Annotated in this window: 13 protein-coding genes; 7 read left to right on the top strand and 6 right to left on the bottom strand. The window is 68.9% G+C overall.

Annotated elements, in window-relative coordinates:
* On the top strand, nt 1–278 hold a 278-nt coding region (locus B2U11_RS11875), incomplete at its 5' end, for a TfoX/Sxy family protein (RefSeq protein WP_292071930.1).
* Here B2U11_RS11875 and B2U11_RS11880 read toward each other — a convergent pair.
* Both B2U11_RS11880 and B2U11_RS11885 read right to left on the bottom strand, forming a co-directional pair.
* Nucleotides 279–1343 (bottom strand): GGDEF domain-containing protein, encoded by a 1065-nt coding sequence (locus B2U11_RS11880; RefSeq protein ID WP_292071932.1) that lies wholly within the window; start codon nt 1341–1343, stop codon nt 279–281.
* 96 nt (nt 1344–1439) lie between these two features.
* Entirely contained in the window at nt 1440–2960 is a 1521-nt protein-coding gene (locus tag B2U11_RS11885) for a DEAD/DEAH box helicase (protein ID WP_292071934.1), read from the bottom strand.
* A 241-nt stretch (nt 2961–3201) separates the two neighbouring features.
* Here B2U11_RS11885 and B2U11_RS11890 point away from each other — a divergent pair, with 241 nt between their 5' ends.
* The 4 genes from B2U11_RS11890 to B2U11_RS11905 are packed head-to-tail and all read left to right on the top strand — an operon-like array spanning nt 3202 to nt 9797.
* On the top strand, nt 3202–4011 hold the full coding sequence (locus B2U11_RS11890) for an ImuA family protein (protein ID WP_292071936.1): 810 nt from the start codon (nt 3202–3204) through the stop codon (nt 4009–4011).
* 13 nt (nt 4012–4024) lie between these two features.
* The gene (locus B2U11_RS11895; protein WP_292071939.1) at nt 4025–5482 is read left to right on the top strand and encodes a Y-family DNA polymerase; all 1458 of its coding nucleotides are present in this window, start codon (nt 4025–4027) and stop codon (nt 5480–5482) included.
* Nucleotides 5479–8844 (top strand): error-prone DNA polymerase, encoded by a 3366-nt coding sequence (locus B2U11_RS11900; protein ID WP_292071941.1) that lies wholly within the window; start codon nt 5479–5481, stop codon nt 8842–8844. Before B2U11_RS11895 ends, B2U11_RS11900 begins: the two co-directional genes overlap by 4 nt.
* A gap of 59 nt (nt 8845–8903) precedes the next feature.
* Complete coding sequence (locus B2U11_RS11905) at nt 8904–9797, top strand: Ku protein (protein WP_292071943.1); 894 nt, start codon at nt 8904–8906, stop codon at nt 9795–9797.
* Here B2U11_RS11905 and B2U11_RS11910 read toward each other — a convergent pair whose 3' ends face one another.
* The gene (locus tag B2U11_RS11910; RefSeq protein WP_292071946.1) at nt 9798–10967 is read right to left on the bottom strand and encodes an MFS transporter; all 1170 of its coding nucleotides are present in this window, start codon (nt 10965–10967) and stop codon (nt 9798–9800) included.
* 85 nt (nt 10968–11052) lie between these two features.
* On the opposite strand from B2U11_RS11910, the gene B2U11_RS11915 reads away from it, so the two are divergent.
* Nucleotides 11053–11961: a LysR family transcriptional regulator gene (locus tag B2U11_RS11915; RefSeq protein WP_292071947.1), complete on the top strand. Its 909-nt coding sequence runs from the start codon at nt 11053–11055 to the stop codon at nt 11959–11961.
* 10 nt (nt 11962–11971) lie between these two features.
* Here B2U11_RS11915 and ligD read toward each other — a convergent pair whose 3' ends face one another.
* Nucleotides 11972–14527, bottom strand: a complete 2556-nt coding sequence (ligD, locus tag B2U11_RS11920; protein WP_292071950.1) for a DNA ligase D — start codon at nt 14525–14527, stop codon at nt 11972–11974.
* 114 nt (nt 14528–14641) lie between these two features.
* Nucleotides 14642–15196 (bottom strand): hypothetical protein, encoded by a 555-nt coding sequence (locus B2U11_RS11925; RefSeq protein WP_292071952.1) that lies wholly within the window; start codon nt 15194–15196, stop codon nt 14642–14644.
* Between the two features lie 93 nt (nt 15197–15289).
* Between B2U11_RS11925 and B2U11_RS11930 the strand changes: the two genes are divergently transcribed.
* The gene (locus tag B2U11_RS11930; RefSeq protein WP_201216911.1) at nt 15290–16156 is read left to right on the top strand and encodes a 50S ribosomal protein L11 methyltransferase; all 867 of its coding nucleotides are present in this window, start codon (nt 15290–15292) and stop codon (nt 16154–16156) included.
* On the opposite strand, the gene B2U11_RS11935 is transcribed toward B2U11_RS11930, so the two are convergent.
* On the bottom strand, nt 16157–16586 hold a 430-nt coding region (locus B2U11_RS11935), incomplete at its 5' end, for an SDR family NAD(P)-dependent oxidoreductase (protein ID WP_292071955.1).

A 16586-nucleotide genomic window follows, 5' to 3' on the forward strand; every position in this document is an offset into this window, starting at 1 on the left:
TGTTCGGCGGCGCCGGCGTCTATGCGTCCGGCGTGATGTTCGCCCTGCTGGACGACGGCGTGGTCTGGCTGAAGGCGGACGAGGCGCTGGCGCCGGCGTTTCGTGAGGCGGGCAGCCGTCAGTTCACCTATCCGACAAAGGATGGACGGACGATGAGCATGGGCTATTGGACCCTGCCCGAAAGCGCGCTGGACGATCCAGACGAGGCCCTGTCCTGGGCCCGGCGGTCGCTGGAGGTCGCGGTGAGGGCGGCGGCGTCGCGCCGGACGAAGGCCTGATCAGGCGGCGCGTTGGCCGGGGGCGCTGTCCATGGTCGGGGCGCCGGTGATGCGGTTGCGGCCCGCGCGCTTGGACGCGTAGAGGGCGGCGTCGGCGCGTTCCAGCAGAGCCGCGCACGTCTCGCCCGGCCGGCGCTCGGCGAAGCCGGCGGACAGGGTGACGGCGCCCAACTCGTCATTCGTCGACCGACGGCGCAGCGAGCGGGAGGCGACTTCCTGGCGTATGCTCTCCAGCGCGGCCATGACCGCCCCAGCGCTTTCGCCCGGGAAGATGATGGCGAATTCCTCGCCGCCGAAGCGGGCGGCGAAGCGTTGGCCCACGCAGACGCGCGACAGGACGGTGGAGACGTAGCGCAGCACCTGGTCGCCGGTCTGATGGCCCCAGGTGTCGTTGAAACGCTTGAAGTGATCGATGTCGAGCAGGGCCAGGGTCAGCGGCGCCTTCTGGCCCTCGGCGCAGGTCTCGCCCAGCCGTTCGTCGAAGGCCTTGCGGTTGGCCAGATTGGTCAGGGCGTCCGTCATGGCGTCCCGACGGACCTGCTCCAGGTGATCGCGCAGACGCGCGACCTCGTTGTTCGAGGCCTCAAGGCGCTTTTCCAGGGCGGCGGTTTCGCGCCGAACCTTGCGCGTGGCGGTCGACAGGCCGCCGATGACGGTCTTAAGCGCGTCGCCGTCCGCAGCCGTGTCAATGGAGTCCGACGCGCCGGCCAGGGTCTGGCCGTAGTCGGACTGGGTCTTGTGGGCGCGAGCGATGGCGGAGGCGACGCTGGCCAGTTCGCGGTCCAGCACGGCGCCGGCGTCGCGGATCTCGTCGGACAGACGGCCGCGCGGCAGGAATTCGGCCGCCAGCATCTCCGAGGTCTCCTCGGTGATCGCCTGGTTCTCGGCCAGCATCCGGCGAATCTCACGCCCCAGCGGCCCGTCGGGGTCGCCGAGATAGTGCAGCCAGATCTCGAAGTTCAGCGGCGTCGGCCACACGCGGGCCTTTTCCATTTCGGCGATGACGTTGCGCGCCAAGGCATAGGCCTGGGGGCCTCGCACCGCCGTCTCGACCTGATTGGACATCCGCTTCCCCCAAGGGACCCCGTTCTGAGGTCCGCCGAGGGAAACACTACGTGATGTTCCGTAACGCGGAGTTAAACGCGACGCCGGGGACGCGGCTCAGGCCGGGACCACCACCGGACGGCGCAGGAAGGCCGGAATGTCGTCGCCGAAGCCGCGCACGCCGCCCTGGCGCGCAGGCTCGGCCTTGGTCGGGCGCGGCTCGCCGCGACGGTCCGACTGCAGCGACCGGGGCTCCATCGGATCGGCGGCGGGAACCGGCGTTTCCGTCATCGGGATTTCGGCGACCTTTTCGACCTTCTTGCGACGGCTGCGCGAACGAGCGGGCTTGTCCTCCGCCGCGGCCTCGACCGTTTCGAGGGGCGCAGGCGTCGCCTCGACGGTCGCCGGGGCGGATTCCGCCGTGCGCGAACGGCCGCCGCGGCTGCGTTCACGACCCCGCGCAGGCTTGCGGTCGTCGCGCGGACGATCGTGGATCGCGCTGAAGTCGATCTCGTCGAGAACCAGCTCCTCGGGCGTTTTCTTGATGAGCTTCAGCACCTTGTCCAGCGACTTGTCGTCGGCCGGAGTGACGATCATGAAGGCCTCGCCGGTGCGCCCCGCGCGGCCGGTGCGGCCGATGCGGTGGACGTAGTCGTCGGCGTGGTGGGCGACGTCGTAGTTGAAGACGTGGCTGACGTCCGGGATGTCCAGGCCGCGCGCGGCGACGTCGGACGCGACCAGGATCTTCAGCTCCCCGGCGCGGAAGGCCGCCAGGGTCTTCATGCGGTAGGACTGGTCCAGGTCGCCGTGGATCGGAGCGGCGTCGATGCCGTGCTTCTGCAGCGACTTGGCCACGATATCGACTTCGGACTTGCGGTTGCAGAAGACGATGCCGTTCTTGACGTCGGCCCGTTCGATCAGGGCGCGCAAGGCGGTGCGCTTGGCCTTGGGATCGCTGGTGGGGATGCGCACCAGATACTGGGTGATGGTGTCTGCCGTTTGGGCCGGGCGCGAGACCTCGATCCGGGTCGGATCCTTGAGGAAGGCGGTGGTCAGGCGCGTGATCTCGGGCGGCATGGTGGCCGAGAAGAACAGGGTCTGGCGGCGCGGCGGCGTCAGTTTGAAGATGCGCTCGATGTCGGGGATGAAGCCCATGTCGAGCATCCGGTCGGCCTCGTCGACGACCATGATCTCCACGCCCGTCAGCAGCATCTTGCCGCGCTCGAACAGGTCCAGCAGGCGGCCCGGCGTGGCGATCAGAACGTCCACGCCCTTGTTCAGGGCCGCGACCTGGTCGCCCATCGAGACGCCGCCGATCAGCAGCACCCAGTTCAGCTTGGTGCCCTTGGCGTACTTGCCGAAGCTTTCGGCGACCTGGTCGGCCAGCTCGCGGGTGGGGGCCAGAACGATGGCGCGCGGCATCCGGGCGCGGGCCCGGCCCGAGGCCAGGCGTTCGACCAGGGGCAGGGTGAAGGCCGCCGTCTTGCCGGTGCCGGTCTGGGCGATGCCCAGCACGTCGCGGCCCGCCAGCGCCACGGGAATAGCCTGTTCCTGGATGGGGGTAGCGGTGGTGTAGCCGGTCTCGGCGACGGCCGCGAGGGTCGTGGGCGAAAGGCCCAGTTGGGAAAATTCGGTCATGAATCCTTGGGAGAGAAAGCGTCTACGTGCGTCTAAGCAACGGAACCGCCCCTCTGTGGGCGAGCGGGCGGCGCGTATCGCAGACCTGTCCCGAGGCTGGGGGCGATATAGAAGTCCCTGCGTAAAAGTCAAGTATTCCGAATATGTCGCCGCGCCGGAATAAATTCCTATGGCCAAGCTGGAACACCGCTTGACTCTCGGGGTTGGGAGAGCGGCATATAAGAACAAAAGGAGAACTGAAGTGCGGCCCGACCGCGACATCGAAGCCCTGCGCGAACGCCTTAAGGTGCTGGAGGCCAACGGCCATCCGGTCGATGCCGCGCGTTTCGACCTGGGGCACGTGACGGCGGACCGGCATCTGGGCGGACTGGCGGCCCATGCCCTGCACGAGGTTCATGCGGCGACGACGCCGGATGCGACGGCGGCCTTGGGGTTCGCCTTGGGGCTGGCGGAACGCGCGGCGCCGGAACGGGCGCTGGTGTGGGGCGTGCAGACCATGGCGGGGCTGGAGACCGGGCATCTCCACGGGCCGGGCCTGCGCGAACTGGGGTTGGACCCGGGGCGGGTGGTGTTGGTGCGGGTCAAGGAGATGAAGGACCTGCTGGCGGCGGGGGAGGAGGCGCTGGCCTGCGACGCGGTGGGGGCGGTGCTGCTGACGGCCTGGGGCGAGGCGAAGGCCATGAGCCTGACGGCCAGCCGACGGCTGTCCCTGGCGGCGGCGCAGGGCCGGGCGACAGCGATCCTGATGCGGCTGGCGGCCCAACCCCAGCCCAGCGCAGCCGAGAGCCGGTGGCGCGTGAAGGCGGCCCCGTCGCGGGCGCTGGAGGCCGAAGCGCCGGGCCATCCGACCTTTGAAGTCGAACTGCTGCGACATCGGCTGGGCGCGCAGCCGAGATCCTGGATCATGGAGTGGAATCGTGAGGGCGGAGTCTTCCAGAACGGGGGGTGGAACGGCGGAGAAGAACGGCCGGCGGTATCTGGCGGTATGGTTTCCGTTCCTGCCGACCGATCGGCTGAGGCGGGAGGAGGGGCGGTCCGGCGCTTCGGCTGAGGTCGCCGTCGTCTTGGTCGAGAAGGTCAAGGGCGCGTTGCGCCTGGCGGCCGTGGACCCGCGCGCGCTTGAGCTGGGGCTGGCGCCTGGCATGACCCTGGCCGATGCGCGGGCGCGGGCGCCGGACATCCGCGTGGTGGTCCATCGGCCCGAGGCGGACGCGGCGCTGCTGAAGCGGGTGCTGCTGGATTTCGGCCGCTTCACCCCGATGGCGGCGACCGACGGGCCGGACGGCCTGGCGCTGGACGTGACCGGCTGCGCCCATCTGTTCGGCGGCGAGATGGGCTTGGTGAAGGCGGTCGAGGCGCGGGCGCGCGGGATCGGCCTGGCGGTCCGTACGGCGATGGCGGGCGCCCCCGAGGCGGCGCGGGCGCTGACGCGGTTCGGGGGCGGCGGAGTCCATGAGGGCGAGGGCCAGCGCGCGGCGCTGCGCCGCCTGCCGGTCGCGGCGCTGGAGCTGTCGGACAAGGAGACCCAGGCGCTGTCGCGGGCGGGTCTGAAGACCCTGGCGCAACTGGACGATCGGCCGACCGCGCCGATCGCCGCTCGGTTCGGCGCGGCGGCGGCGACGCGGCTGAACCGGGTGCTGGGCCGCGAGGACGTGCGCATCCGGCCCGAGCGGCCCGTCCTGATCGTCTCGATCGACCGGATGCTGGTCGAACCGATCACCGAGACGGCCGACATCGAGGCGGTGATCGGCGACCTGCTGGCCGAGGCCATGGACCGGCTGGACCTGCGCGGCCAGGGCGGTCGGGCGTTCCAGGCGGCCTTCTTCCGCGTGGACGGAGAGGTGCGTCGCATCACGGTGCGCACCGGCCGGCCCAGCCGTGACGCAGCCGGGGTGCTGCGTTTGTTCAAGGAACGGCTGGCGGCGCTGGCGCGGCCGCTGGATCCCGGCTTCGGCTTCGACCAGTTGCGCCTGTCCGTGCCGGTCGCGGACCGCTTGGCGTCGCGCCAGCGCGGGTTCGAGCGAACCCCGCCGGGCGCCGAGGATCTGGGGCGGCTGGTCGATCGACTGACCGCGCGCCTGGGGCCGGAGGCCGTCAGCCGGTTCGAGCCGGTGGCGTCGCACCGACCCGAGCGCGCCGTCCGTCTGATCCCTGCAGCCTTGGCGCCCGCCGCCCCGCCGGTGAGCGCCGAAGACGGCTGGCCCGAACCCGATCCCGCCGATCCGCCGCTGCGGCCGCTGCAGATGTTCGACCCGCCCCAGCCGGTGCTGGCCACGGCCGAGGTGCCCGACCATCCGCCCAACCGCTTCATCTGGCGACGCGTGGATCACCGCCTGGTGCGCGTCGAGGGGCCCGAGCGCATCGCCCCCGAATGGTGGCGTCGGCTGCAGGGCCCGCTGGAGCCTACGCGCGACTATTACCGGGTCGAGGATCAGGAGGGCCGCCGCTTCTGGCTGTTTCGCTCCGGCTTCTACGGCGAGGAGCCGGCGCCCCGCTGGTTCGTCCACGGCGTCTTCGCATGACCGCCTATGCCGAGCTGGCGACGCGCAGCAACTTCTCTTTCCTTGAGGGCGCGTCGCACCCCAAGCACCTGGTGCTGAGCGCCATCCTGCGCGGCCATACCGGCATGGGTTTGGCCGACCGCAACACCCTGGCGGGCGTGGTGAGGGCGTGGAGCGCGTTGAAGCTTTTCCGGGAGGAGGGGTGGGCGCCGGCGAAGAAACGAGAAAGCGGCGGGCTCGGCGAATTCGTCTGGATCGAGGACCCGGAGTTCAAGGATATCGACCGGGAAATGGTGAAGGCGCGGGCGAAGGCCTTCAAGCTGATCCTGGGCGCACGGCTGCGGTTCAATGACGGTACGCCGGACGTACTGGCCTATCCGGAGGACCGGCAGGGTTGGGCCCAGCTGTGCCGCCTACTGACGCTGGGGAACAGCCGGGCCAAGAAAGGCCAATGCGAGATTGGCTTGCGCGACCTGCTACGCGCGCCGGAGGGGCTGCTGTTGATCGTCATGCCGCCGCACCGGCTGGAAGGGCTGGAGCAGGTTCTGCGTCAGGCGAACGACGCGGCGCCGGGCGCTGTCTGGCTGGGCGCCGCCATGCGCCGGACAGGCGACGACCGCCGCCGGTTGGCGCGGCTGAAGGCGATGGGGGCGGCGACGGGTACGCCGCTGCTGTCGGTCAACGACGTGCTCTATCACGACGCCGACCAGCGCGATCTTCAGGACGTCGTCACCTGCATCCGCGAGGGTGTGACGCTGGAAACCGCCGGGCGCCGTCTGGACCAGAACGCCGAACGCCATCTGAAGCCGGCCCAGGAGATAGCGCGCCTGTTCGCCGATGCGCCCGAGGCGGTGGCGGAGACGCAGGATTTCCTGACGCGCGTGGCGTTCGATCTGGGTGATCTTCGCTACAACTACCCCGAAGAGCCGGTGCCCCCAAACATGACGGCGCAAGATCGCCTGGTTGAACTGGTGGCTACCTATGAGCAGCGGAAATATCCGGAAGGCGTGCCGGGCAAGGTCCGGGATATCCTAGACAAGGAACTGGCTTTCATCGCTGACGGCAAACTGGCTCACTACTTTCTGACGATTCACGACATCGTTCGCTACGCAAACAAGGAAGGCATCCTCTGCCAGGGCCGCGGGTCGGCGGCGAACTCGGCCGTCTGCTATGTTTTGGGGATCACCTCGGTCGATCCCAGCAAGCACGATGTGCTGTTCGAACGGTTCCTGTCGACGGATCGTAACGAGCCGCCCGACATAGATGTCGATTTCGAGCACGAGCGACGCGAGGAAGTCATCCAGCACATCTACAAGCGATATGGCCGTCACCGCGCTGGCATCGCCGCGACCGTGATCAGATACCGTCCACGCAGCGCCATTCGCGAAGTCGGCAAGGTCATGGGACTGACCGAGGATATCACCGCCCGTCTGGCGGGAAGCCAATGGGGCAGCTTCGGATCTGACATTCCCGATCGACATCTGGAACAGGCCGGGCTTGAGGTCGGAAATCTGACGGTGGCTCGTGCTGTCGCCATGACCCGGCGTCTGTTGGAGTTTCCGCGACATCTGTCCCAGCACGTCGGCGGATTTGTCCTGAACCAGGACCGGTTGGATGAACTGGTCCCCATCGGCAATGCGGCCATGCCGGACCGCACCTTTATCGAATGGGACAAGGACGACATCGACGCACTGCGATTGATGAAGGTCGATGTACTGGCGCTCGGAATGCTGACCTGCATCAGAAAGGCGTTCGACCTGATCCATGAGAAGCATTCTCGACGCCTGGAGTTGGATTCCTTCGAAGACGAAGACCCGGAAGTTTACCGGATGCTCCAGGAGGGGCGCTCAATCGGCGTTTTTCAGGTGGAGAGCCGGGCGCAGATAAACATGCTGCCAAGACTCAAGCCGGCTGAATTCTACGACCTGGCGATACAGGTCGCGATCGTCAGGCCCGGGCCAATCCAAGGAAACATGGTCCATCCCTATCTCCGAAGACGCCAGGGGCTGGAGGAGCCAGATTACGCTGGGCCAAAGCCGCCGCATGATCCCGATGAGTTGAAGGCGATACTGTGGAAAACGCTCGGTGTTCCGCTGTTTCAGGAACACGCGATGAAAGTGGCCATGGTCGCGGCTGAGTTTTCATCCGGTGAGGCCAACGGTCTGCGCAAAGCGATGGGAACCTTCAGAGGGGACGGCAACCTCTGGAGGTACGAAGACCGAATGGTCAATCGCATGATCGAGCGTGGCTACGACCCGGAGTTCGCGCGCAACTGTTTTGAACAGATCAAGGGCTTCGGTTCCTACGGCTTCCCCGAGAGCCACGCGGTGTCGTTCGCCAAGCTGGTCTACATTTCGTCGTGGATCAAATGCCATCATCCGGCGGTGTTCGCCTGTGCGCTGCTGAACAGCCAGCCGATGGGCTTCTATGCGCCGGCGCAGTTGGTGCGGGACGCGCAGGAGAGCCCGCAGAAGGTCGAGGTGCGGGCGATCGATGTGAACCACAGCGTCTGGGACAATACGCTTGAAGACGGCGCGCGCGGCCTGGCGCTGCGGCTGGGGCTGCGGCAGATCGACGGGTTCAGGCAGGACTGGGCCGATAAGCTGGCGGCGGCGCGCGGCGACGGCTTCACCGACGTGGAGGAGATCGCGCGGCGGACGGGGCTGGAGGCGGCGGCGATGCGCAAGCTGGCCGATGCGGATGCGTTTCGGTCAATGGGGCTCGATCGTCGCGAGGGGCTTTGGGCGGTGCGGCGGCTGCCGGACGACGAGCCGCTGCCGCTGTTCCAGGCGGCCAATTCCGTGAAGAATGGGGCCAGGGAGCTGGGCGCCGAGGGGGCGGCGAACCTGCCGCTGATGCCGCTGAAGGAACATATCGCCACCGACTATCAGACGACGCGCCTGTCTCTGAAAGGGCATCCGATGCAGATCCTGCGGCCGATGTTCCGGGCCGAGGGCGTGCTGAGCGCCGCCGAGGTGCTGGCGCAGAAGCACGGGCGGCTGGTGCGCACCGCCGGGGTGGTGCTGGTGCGCCAGCGGCCGGGCACGGGCAACGCCATCTTCGTGACGATGGAGGATGAGACGGGAGTGGTGAACGCCCTGCTGTGGGCGCGCCTGTTCGAGACCTTTCGCCGCGAGGTCATGGCCGCGCGGCTGATGGAGGTGGAGGGCACGGTCGAGAAGAGCGTCGAGGGCGTGCTGCACGTTATCGTCCGGCGCGTCTTCGACCGATCGGCCGAACTCAAGCGGTTGTCCGAGGACTATGACCTGCAGATCGAGCTATCGCGGGCGGATGCGGTGAAATATCCGCAGGCGCCCCGGTCGCCGACGGGCCGCCATCCGCGCGACGTCCGCATCTTGCCGGGCTCGCGCGACTTCCATTGACCCGGCGCGTCTGAACCTTGGCCGCACAACGACGTTGTGGCGACGAAGGAGACTCCGTCATGGCCGCGCGTCCTACCTGGCAAGGGCATCTGAAACTGTCGTTGGTGAGCTGTCCGGTCGCCATGTACACGGCGACGGCGTCGTCCAGCCACGTCAGCTTTCATCTGATCAACCCGGACACCAACAACCGCATCCGCATGGTGCCGACGGACCCGGACACGGGGCCGGTCGAGCGCTCGGACCTGGTCAAGGGCTATGAGGTCTCCAAGGACGAATATGTCCTGTTCGACGACGCCGACTTCGAACAGGTGAAGCTGGAAAGCACCAAGACGATCTCGATCGACCAGTTCGTCGATGAAAAGGAGATCGACCGCCTCTATTGGGACGACCCCTTCTTCGTCGTGCCCGAAAAGGGGGCGGGCGCCGAGGCGTTCGCGGTGATCCGCGACGCGATGAAGAAGGCGGGCAAGATCGCCATCGGCTGTCTGGTCCTGCGCGGGCGCGAGCGGCAGTTGGCGCTGGAGGTCCATGGCAAGGGCCTGGTGGCCTATTCGCTGCGGCCGCATGACGAGGTGCGCGACGCCGACGAATTCTTCGACGACATCCCCACGATGAAGGCGGACAAGGACATGGTCGAGATCGCCGCCCGCATCATCGCCCAGAAGGACGCCGACTTCGATCCTTCGGGTTTCAAGGACCGCTACGACGACGCCCTGCGCGAGATGATCAAGGCCAAGCAGAAGGGGCAGGGGGTGGTGGCCGCGGCCGAGCCCGAGGACACCAACGTCATCGACCTGATGGAGGCGCTTCGCGCCAGCCTGAAGGGGTCGGCCGGCGCGGCCAAGAAGGCGCCCGCGAAGAAGGCCGCCGCCAGGAAGAGCGCGACGACGGCCAGCAAGTCGACAGCGAAGAAGACGACCGCGAAGAAAACGACACGGAAGACGGCGGCCTGATCAGCCGGCCGCCGGAACCGTCGCCGGCGCACGGCGTCTCGCAAGGACCAGAACCAGCACGAGACCCAGCCCCGCCGCTGCGGCTCCGGCCAGGGACACGGCCGGATAGCCCAGGCCGCCGGCGATCACCGCCCCGCCCAGGGCTGCGCCGATGGCGTTGCCCAGGTTGAAGGCGCCGATGTTCACCGATGACGCCAGGTTCGGCGCATCCGAAGCGGCGGCCATGACACGGACCTGAAGCGGGGGCACGAGGGCGAAGCTGGCCACGCCCCACAGGAAGATCAGGACCGAGCTCGGAACCGCGAACGGCATGGCGACGGCGAAGACGATCAGGATGGCGGACAGGGAAGTCAGGGTCACGATCAGGGTGCGATCGACCGACTTGTCCGCGAACCTTCCTCCCAGCCAGTTGCCCACCGTCAGGCCCAGGCCGTAGGTCACCAGCATGGTGGTGATGAAGCCGACGGAGGCGTGTGTCGCGTCGCGAAGGATCGGCGCGATATAGGTGAAGACGGTGAACATGGCGCTGGAGCCGATCACCGTCAGGGCCAGGGCGGCCAGGACCGGGCCGCGCCCCAGAACGCGAAGCTCGGCGACCACGTCGCCCCCTGACGGGGCGGGCAGGTTAGGCAGGGTCAGCCGCAGGGCGGCGATGACGATGACGCCGATGCCAGCGATCCCCCAGAAGCTGGCGCGCCAGCCCAGCGCGTCCCCGGCCCAGGTCGCCAGCGGCACGCCCACCACATTGGCGATGGTCAGGCCCATGAACATGGCGGCGACCGCGCCCGCCTGACGGTTCGGCGGAACCAGGCTGGCCGCGACGATCGAGCCGACGCCAAAGAAGGCGCCGTGGTTCAGCGAGGTGACGATGCGCGCCGCCATCAGCATCCCATAGCTGTCGGAAATCGCGGCCAGCAGATTGCCCACGGTGAAGATGACCGCCAATCCGATCAGCAGGGTTCGGCGCGGCACGCGCCCGGTGGTCAGGGTCATCAGCGGCGCGCCCAGCATGACGCCCAGCGCATAGGCGCTGATCAACAGACCGGCCGAGGGGATGGAGACGCCCAGATCCGTGGCGATGACGGGCAAGAGGCCCATCGGCGCGAACTCCGTCACACCGATGCCGAAAGCGCCGGCGGCCAGCGCCAGCAGGGGAGGATTCAACTTCATAGGATAGCGCCTCTAATGATCGGACGCACAGATGGACGACGCAGAAGATCGGCGGTAGGGCGTCCTCAAGCCAAGGATTTTTGACATGAGCGCAAAGACGCAGACTTCGGGCGCGGATCGCGCGCGGGAGATGGAGGTGTTCGCGGCCGTGGCGGCCGGCGGCAGTTTTTCGGCGGCTGGACGGACGCTGGGACTGACGCCGTCGGCGGTCAGCCGGACCGTGGACCGGATCGAGGCGCGTCTGGGGGTGCGGCTGATGCTGCGGACGACCCGCGCCCTGGTGCTGACGGCGGAGGGGCAGGCCTATCTGGCCGCGGCGCGGCGGATACTGGCCGATCTGGACGACGCCGAGCAGGGGGTCGCGGACCAGGGGGCCCCGCGGGGGCGCCTGCGGGTCAGCGCGGCCCTGGCGCACGGTCGACAGCAGGTGACGCCGCTGCTGGGCGAGTTCGTGCGGCGCTATCCGCACATACTGGTCGACATCAGTCTGACCGACACGGTGGTCGATGTGGCGGCGGGGCAGGCGGACGTGGCGATCCGCTTCGGGCCGCTGGCCGACAGTCCGTTGACGGCGCGACGGCTGGGCGAAACCGGCCGCACCATCGTGGCCTCGCCGGAGTATCTGGCGCGCAAGGGCGTGCCGCTTACGCCCGAGGACCTGTATGAACACGACTGCCTGAACTTCAACTTTCGCCGGGCCGAGCCGGTCTGGCCGTTTCGCAAGGACGGCCGCGACTACGCCCTGACGGTGCACGGACCGGTGGAAGCCAACAACGGCGAGACCCTGACGCAGTTGGCGCTGGCGGGCGTCGGCGTCACCCGGGTCGGCCATTTCAGCGTGGGCGACGCCATTGACGAGGGCCGCCTCGTGCCGCTGCTTGAAGCGTTCAACCCCGGCGACCGGGAGCCGATCCACGCCGTCTTCGTCGGCGGCGCCAACACCCCGGCGCGGGTGCGGGTCTTCGTCGATTTCCTGGTGGAGACCTTGCGGTGAAGCCGGCGGACTAAAGGCCCATCTTCTTGAGCGCCGGCTTCAGCGAGGCCTCGGACGTGCGAAAGTCCTTCCAGGGATCGGGCTTCTTCAACAGAGCGGCGGCGTCGGCGATGGTGTAGGCGCGGGGATCGAGGCCCGCCTTCACCTGGCCCCACGACAGCGGCAAGGCGATGGTGGCGCCGGGGCGGGCGCGGGGCGACCAGGGGGCGACGGCGGTGGCCATGCGGCCGTTGCGGAGATAGTCGAGAAAAATCTTTCCGCCGCGCGCCTTCTTGGCCAGGGTGGTGGTGAAGCGCTCCGGGTGATCCTTGCGCATCGCCTCCGACACCGCCTTGGCGAAGGCCTTGGCCTGATCCCATTCGACGCGGCTGCGGCCGTCGGACTTGATCGGGACGACGACGTGCAGGCCCTTGCCGCCGGTCGTCTTGACGAAGGGCGTCAGGCCCAGGCCTTCGAGATAGGGTTTCAGCATCCGCGCGGCGGCGATGACGTCGCCGAAATCCAGGCCCTCGTCCGGGTCCAGATCGAAGGTGATCTGGTCCGGCGTTTCGGGATCGCCCGGCTTGCAGCCCCAGGGGTGCAGCTCCAGCCCGCCCGACTGACCGATGGCGACCAAACCGCCCACGTCCGAGACGCCGACGTAGGGCTTGCGCTCCTTGACATCGATAAGCGTCAGCCGGGGACTGTGGCCCGGCATGGCGTGGCGCTGGAAGAAGCGTTCGCCGTCTATGCCGTCAGGCGCGCGCACGATCGACACCGGCCGATCGGCGACATGCGGCAGCAGGCGCGGGGCCGCCGCCTCGTAGTAGCGGGCCAGGTCGGCCTTGGTGACGGCCGGTCGCCCGCCCTGCGCCGGCCACAGCACCTTGTCGGGGTGGGACAGGGTCACGCCCGCCACGTCGACCTTGCCCGCGCGCGCCGACGCCTTGGGCGCCTTGTGGGCCGCCTTTGGAGCGGAGGCGGGGGGCTGAGGCTCCGCGGTCACTTCGCGCGCCGGCTTGTCTTCGCGCAGGCCCTTGTAGGACGCCTGGCGGACGGAGCCCGCCTCGGTCAGGCCGGCGTGCTCGATCTCCGCCACCAGAACGGGTTTCAGCCAGTGGATGTCGCGGCCGCCCTTGGGCGCGCTGTCGCCCGAAAACGGGCTCTTGTCGGCGGCGGCATCCTTGAGGGCGGGCAGCAGGGTCTTGGTCAGGGCGGCGGAGAAGCCGGTTCCGACCCGGCCCATGTAGCGCAGGCCGCCCTTGTCCTTCACCCCGACCAGCAGGGAACGCAGACGCGAGGCGCCTTCCGACGACCAACCGCCGATGACGACCTCGTCACGGCCCCGGCATTTGGACTTGACCCAGGTCGAGGTGCGGCCGGCCTTGTAGGGCGCGTCCAGCTTCTTGGAGATGACCCCTTCCAGGTCCATGCGGCAGGCGCTGAGCAGGACCGCCTCGCCGGACGAGGCGAAATGTTCGACGAAGCGCAGGTTCGGACCGGCCTTGCCGACCCGGTCGCAATAGGCCTGGAGCCGCGCCTTGCGATGCGACAGCGGCTTGCCGCGCAGGTCCTCGTCGCCCTCGAACAGCAGGTCGAAGGCGAAATAGACCAGGTTGTCGGTCTTTCCCTCGGATATGGCGGCCTGGAGCGCGGAGAAGTCGGGCGTATGGTCCTCGCCCAGGGCGCACAGCTCGCCGTCGATCACGGCGTCGGGCCAGGTCGCGGCTTGGGCGGCCAGGGCGGGAAACCGATCGGTCCAGTCCAGGCCGCTGCGGGTGCGCAAGGCGGCCTTGCCGCCGCCGACCGCGACCTGGATGCGGTAGCCGTCGAACTTGATCTCATGCACCCATCCGGCGCCGCCGGGCGGGTGGTCGACCACCTTGGCGAACTGCAGCGGCGTGAAGGCGCGGGGTCGAGAGGCGCTCGACGCGGCGGCGCGGGTCGGCTTGGGCTTGGGCGGGGCCTTGCGCGCGGTGGGGCGCGAGCGGGTCCAGCGGGACTGGCCCTCGGCGATCTGGGCCATCGACCGGCCGGTGGTGACGGAGGCGTCGATCTCGGCCAGGGCGTCGCCTTCGCCCTCGACCGCGTGGTCGTCCTTTTCCTTCAGCAACAGCCAGTTGTTGCGTTTCGACGGTTTGCCGCGATCGGACTTCAGCCGCACCAGCGCCCAGCCGCCCTTAAGCCGCTCGCCGTCCAGCGTCATCTTCAGGACGCCCTTTCTGAAGGCCGCCTCCACGTCCTGGTCCTGGGGCGTCCAGGTCCCCGTGTCCCACATCTGCACCGTGCCGGCTCCGTAGGCGCCGCCGGGAATGGTTCCCTCGAAGTCGCCGTAGTCGAGGGGATGGTCCTCGACCTCGACCGCCAAACGCTTGACGGACGGGTCCCGCGACGGGGCCTTGGTGACGGCCCAGGACTTGAGCACGCCGTCCCATTCGATGCGGAAATCGTAGTGCAGACGGGTCGCGGCGTGCCGCTGGATCAGAAACCGCAGCCGGCCCCGATTGGATCGACCCTTGCGGCCGCGCGGCTCGGGCGTGCTCTCGAAGTCGCGCTTGCCGCGATAGGTGTCGAGTTCGCCGCGCATGGCCTTGCCTCCTTCAGCGTCGCCATGAACGCGCGAAGGGCGGGGCAGGTCTCAAACGAAAATCGCCGGACGGGCGACCCGTCCGGCGATTCTGTTCGAACTCGGGAGGCGCGATCAGCGCTTGCCGAAAATGAGGTCGCCCAGCTTGGCGAAGAAGCCCTTGCTCTCGGCGGCGGGCGCCGGAGCGGGCGTCGGGGCCGGTGCAGGCTTGGGCGCGGCGACTGGCTCCGGCTTGGGCGCGGGCGCCGGGGCGGCGGCGGGCTTGGGAGCCGGGGCCGGAGCCGCGGCCTTGGCGGCGGGCGCGGCCTTGGGCGTCGCCGGCTTCGCGGCGGCCTTCGGGGCCGCGGGCTTCGCCTTCGGAGCCGCAGCCTTCGCGGCGGTCTTGGGGGCCGTGGCCTTAGCGGCCGGCGCCTTCGCTGCGGTCGTCTTCGGCGCAGTCGCCTTGGTCGCGGCGGCCTTGGGGGCCGCGGTCTTGGACGCAGCCTTGGGGGCGGCGGCCTTCGGAGCGGTCGTCTTGGGCGCGGTCGTCTTGGGCGCGGCCTTCGCGGCGGCAGGCGCCTTGGCCGTCACCGGCTTGGGCGCCTTGGCGGCGGCCTTCGGCGCGGCGGGCTTTTTCGCGGCCGCCGGCTTGGCGGCGGCGGGTTTCGACGTTGACGGTGCTTTAGCCATGTATTTCCCCGACCCCTCGGTTTAGACGACGCGGCGTGGTTCAGGCGAAAGCGCCGGGCCGCAACGATTCGCCATGATAGCGGTGTTTGAGAAATGTCCGAGTCCGCAGTTCAGTTAATCGCGCGGGGCCCGCGCGCCGCCGCCGAGGCCGCCGCCGCCGCCATCGACGCCGACCCCCTGCTGGAGGGCGCGACCTATTCCATTCTGGAGGAAGACGAGGACCGCGACGTCTGGCGCATCGACGCCTTTCCGACCTCGCAGGACGAGGTGGAGGGCCTGAAGGCGCGTCTGGCCGATCACCCCGTCACCGTCGCGATCGAGAAGCTGGCGGACGCCGACTGGCTGGCCATGTCGCTGTCGGGCCTGCCGCCGGTCAGGGCCGGGCGGTTCTTCGTCTATGGCGCCCATGACGAGGGACGGGTGCCGCCCAACGCCGTCGCTCTGAAGATCGACGCCGGCGCCGCCTTCGGCACCGGTCACCACGGCACCACCGTCGGCTGCCTGGAGGCGTTCGACGATCTGCTGAAGCGCGAGCGGTTCGAACGGGTGCTGGACGTGGGCTGCGGCACGGGCGTGCTGGCCATAGCCGCCGCACGGACCGGCAGCCGCGTGGCCGTCGGCACCGACATCGACGCGCCCTCCGTGCGGATCGCCAACGAGAACGCCCAGTTGAACGCAGCCAAGGCGTCCTTCGTCCACGCCTCGGGCCTGAACGATCAGCGGGTGCGCCGACATGGCCCGTACGATCTGGTGTTCGCCAATATCCTGGCGCCGCCGCTGGTGGCCCTGTCGCAGGACATCAAGATGGCGCTGAATCTGGGGGGCGTGGCCATCCTGTCGGGCCTGCTGCGGACCCAGGAGCGCCGGGTGACGGCGGCCTACGCCTCGCGCGGGTTCCGGCTGGAAAAGCGCATTCGCCACGACGCCTGGAGCGCCCTGGTGCTGCGCCGAATGGCGTGATCAGAACGCGCTGAAGTCCGGCTGGCCGGTCGAGGCGGCCAGGCCGCCGTCCACCGACAGCACGTGGCCGTGCACGAAGCTGGCGTCGTCGCTGGCCAGAAAGGCGACGACGGCGGCGATCTCCTCGGGCTGGGCGCCGCGGCCCATCGGGATCAGCTTGGCGAACGCCTGCATAAGGGCTTTGTCGTCCTCCATCTCGGCGGTCATGCCGGTGTGAACCAGGGTGGGCGCGACGGCGTTGACGCGAACGCCGTCCTTGCCGCTGTCGCGGGCCAGGGCGCGGGTGAGATTGGCCACGGCGCCCTTGGAGATGTTGTAGCCCAGCATCTCGCTGTCGCCGCCCAGGCCCGAGATCGAGGCGGTGTTGACGATGCAGCCCCTGCTCTTCTTCAGATGCGGATAGGCGGCCCGGCATCCGTACAGCACGCCG

Source organism: Brevundimonas sp. UBA7534 (assembly GCF_002479325.1).
GTDB lineage: Bacteria > Pseudomonadota > Alphaproteobacteria > Caulobacterales > Caulobacteraceae > Brevundimonas.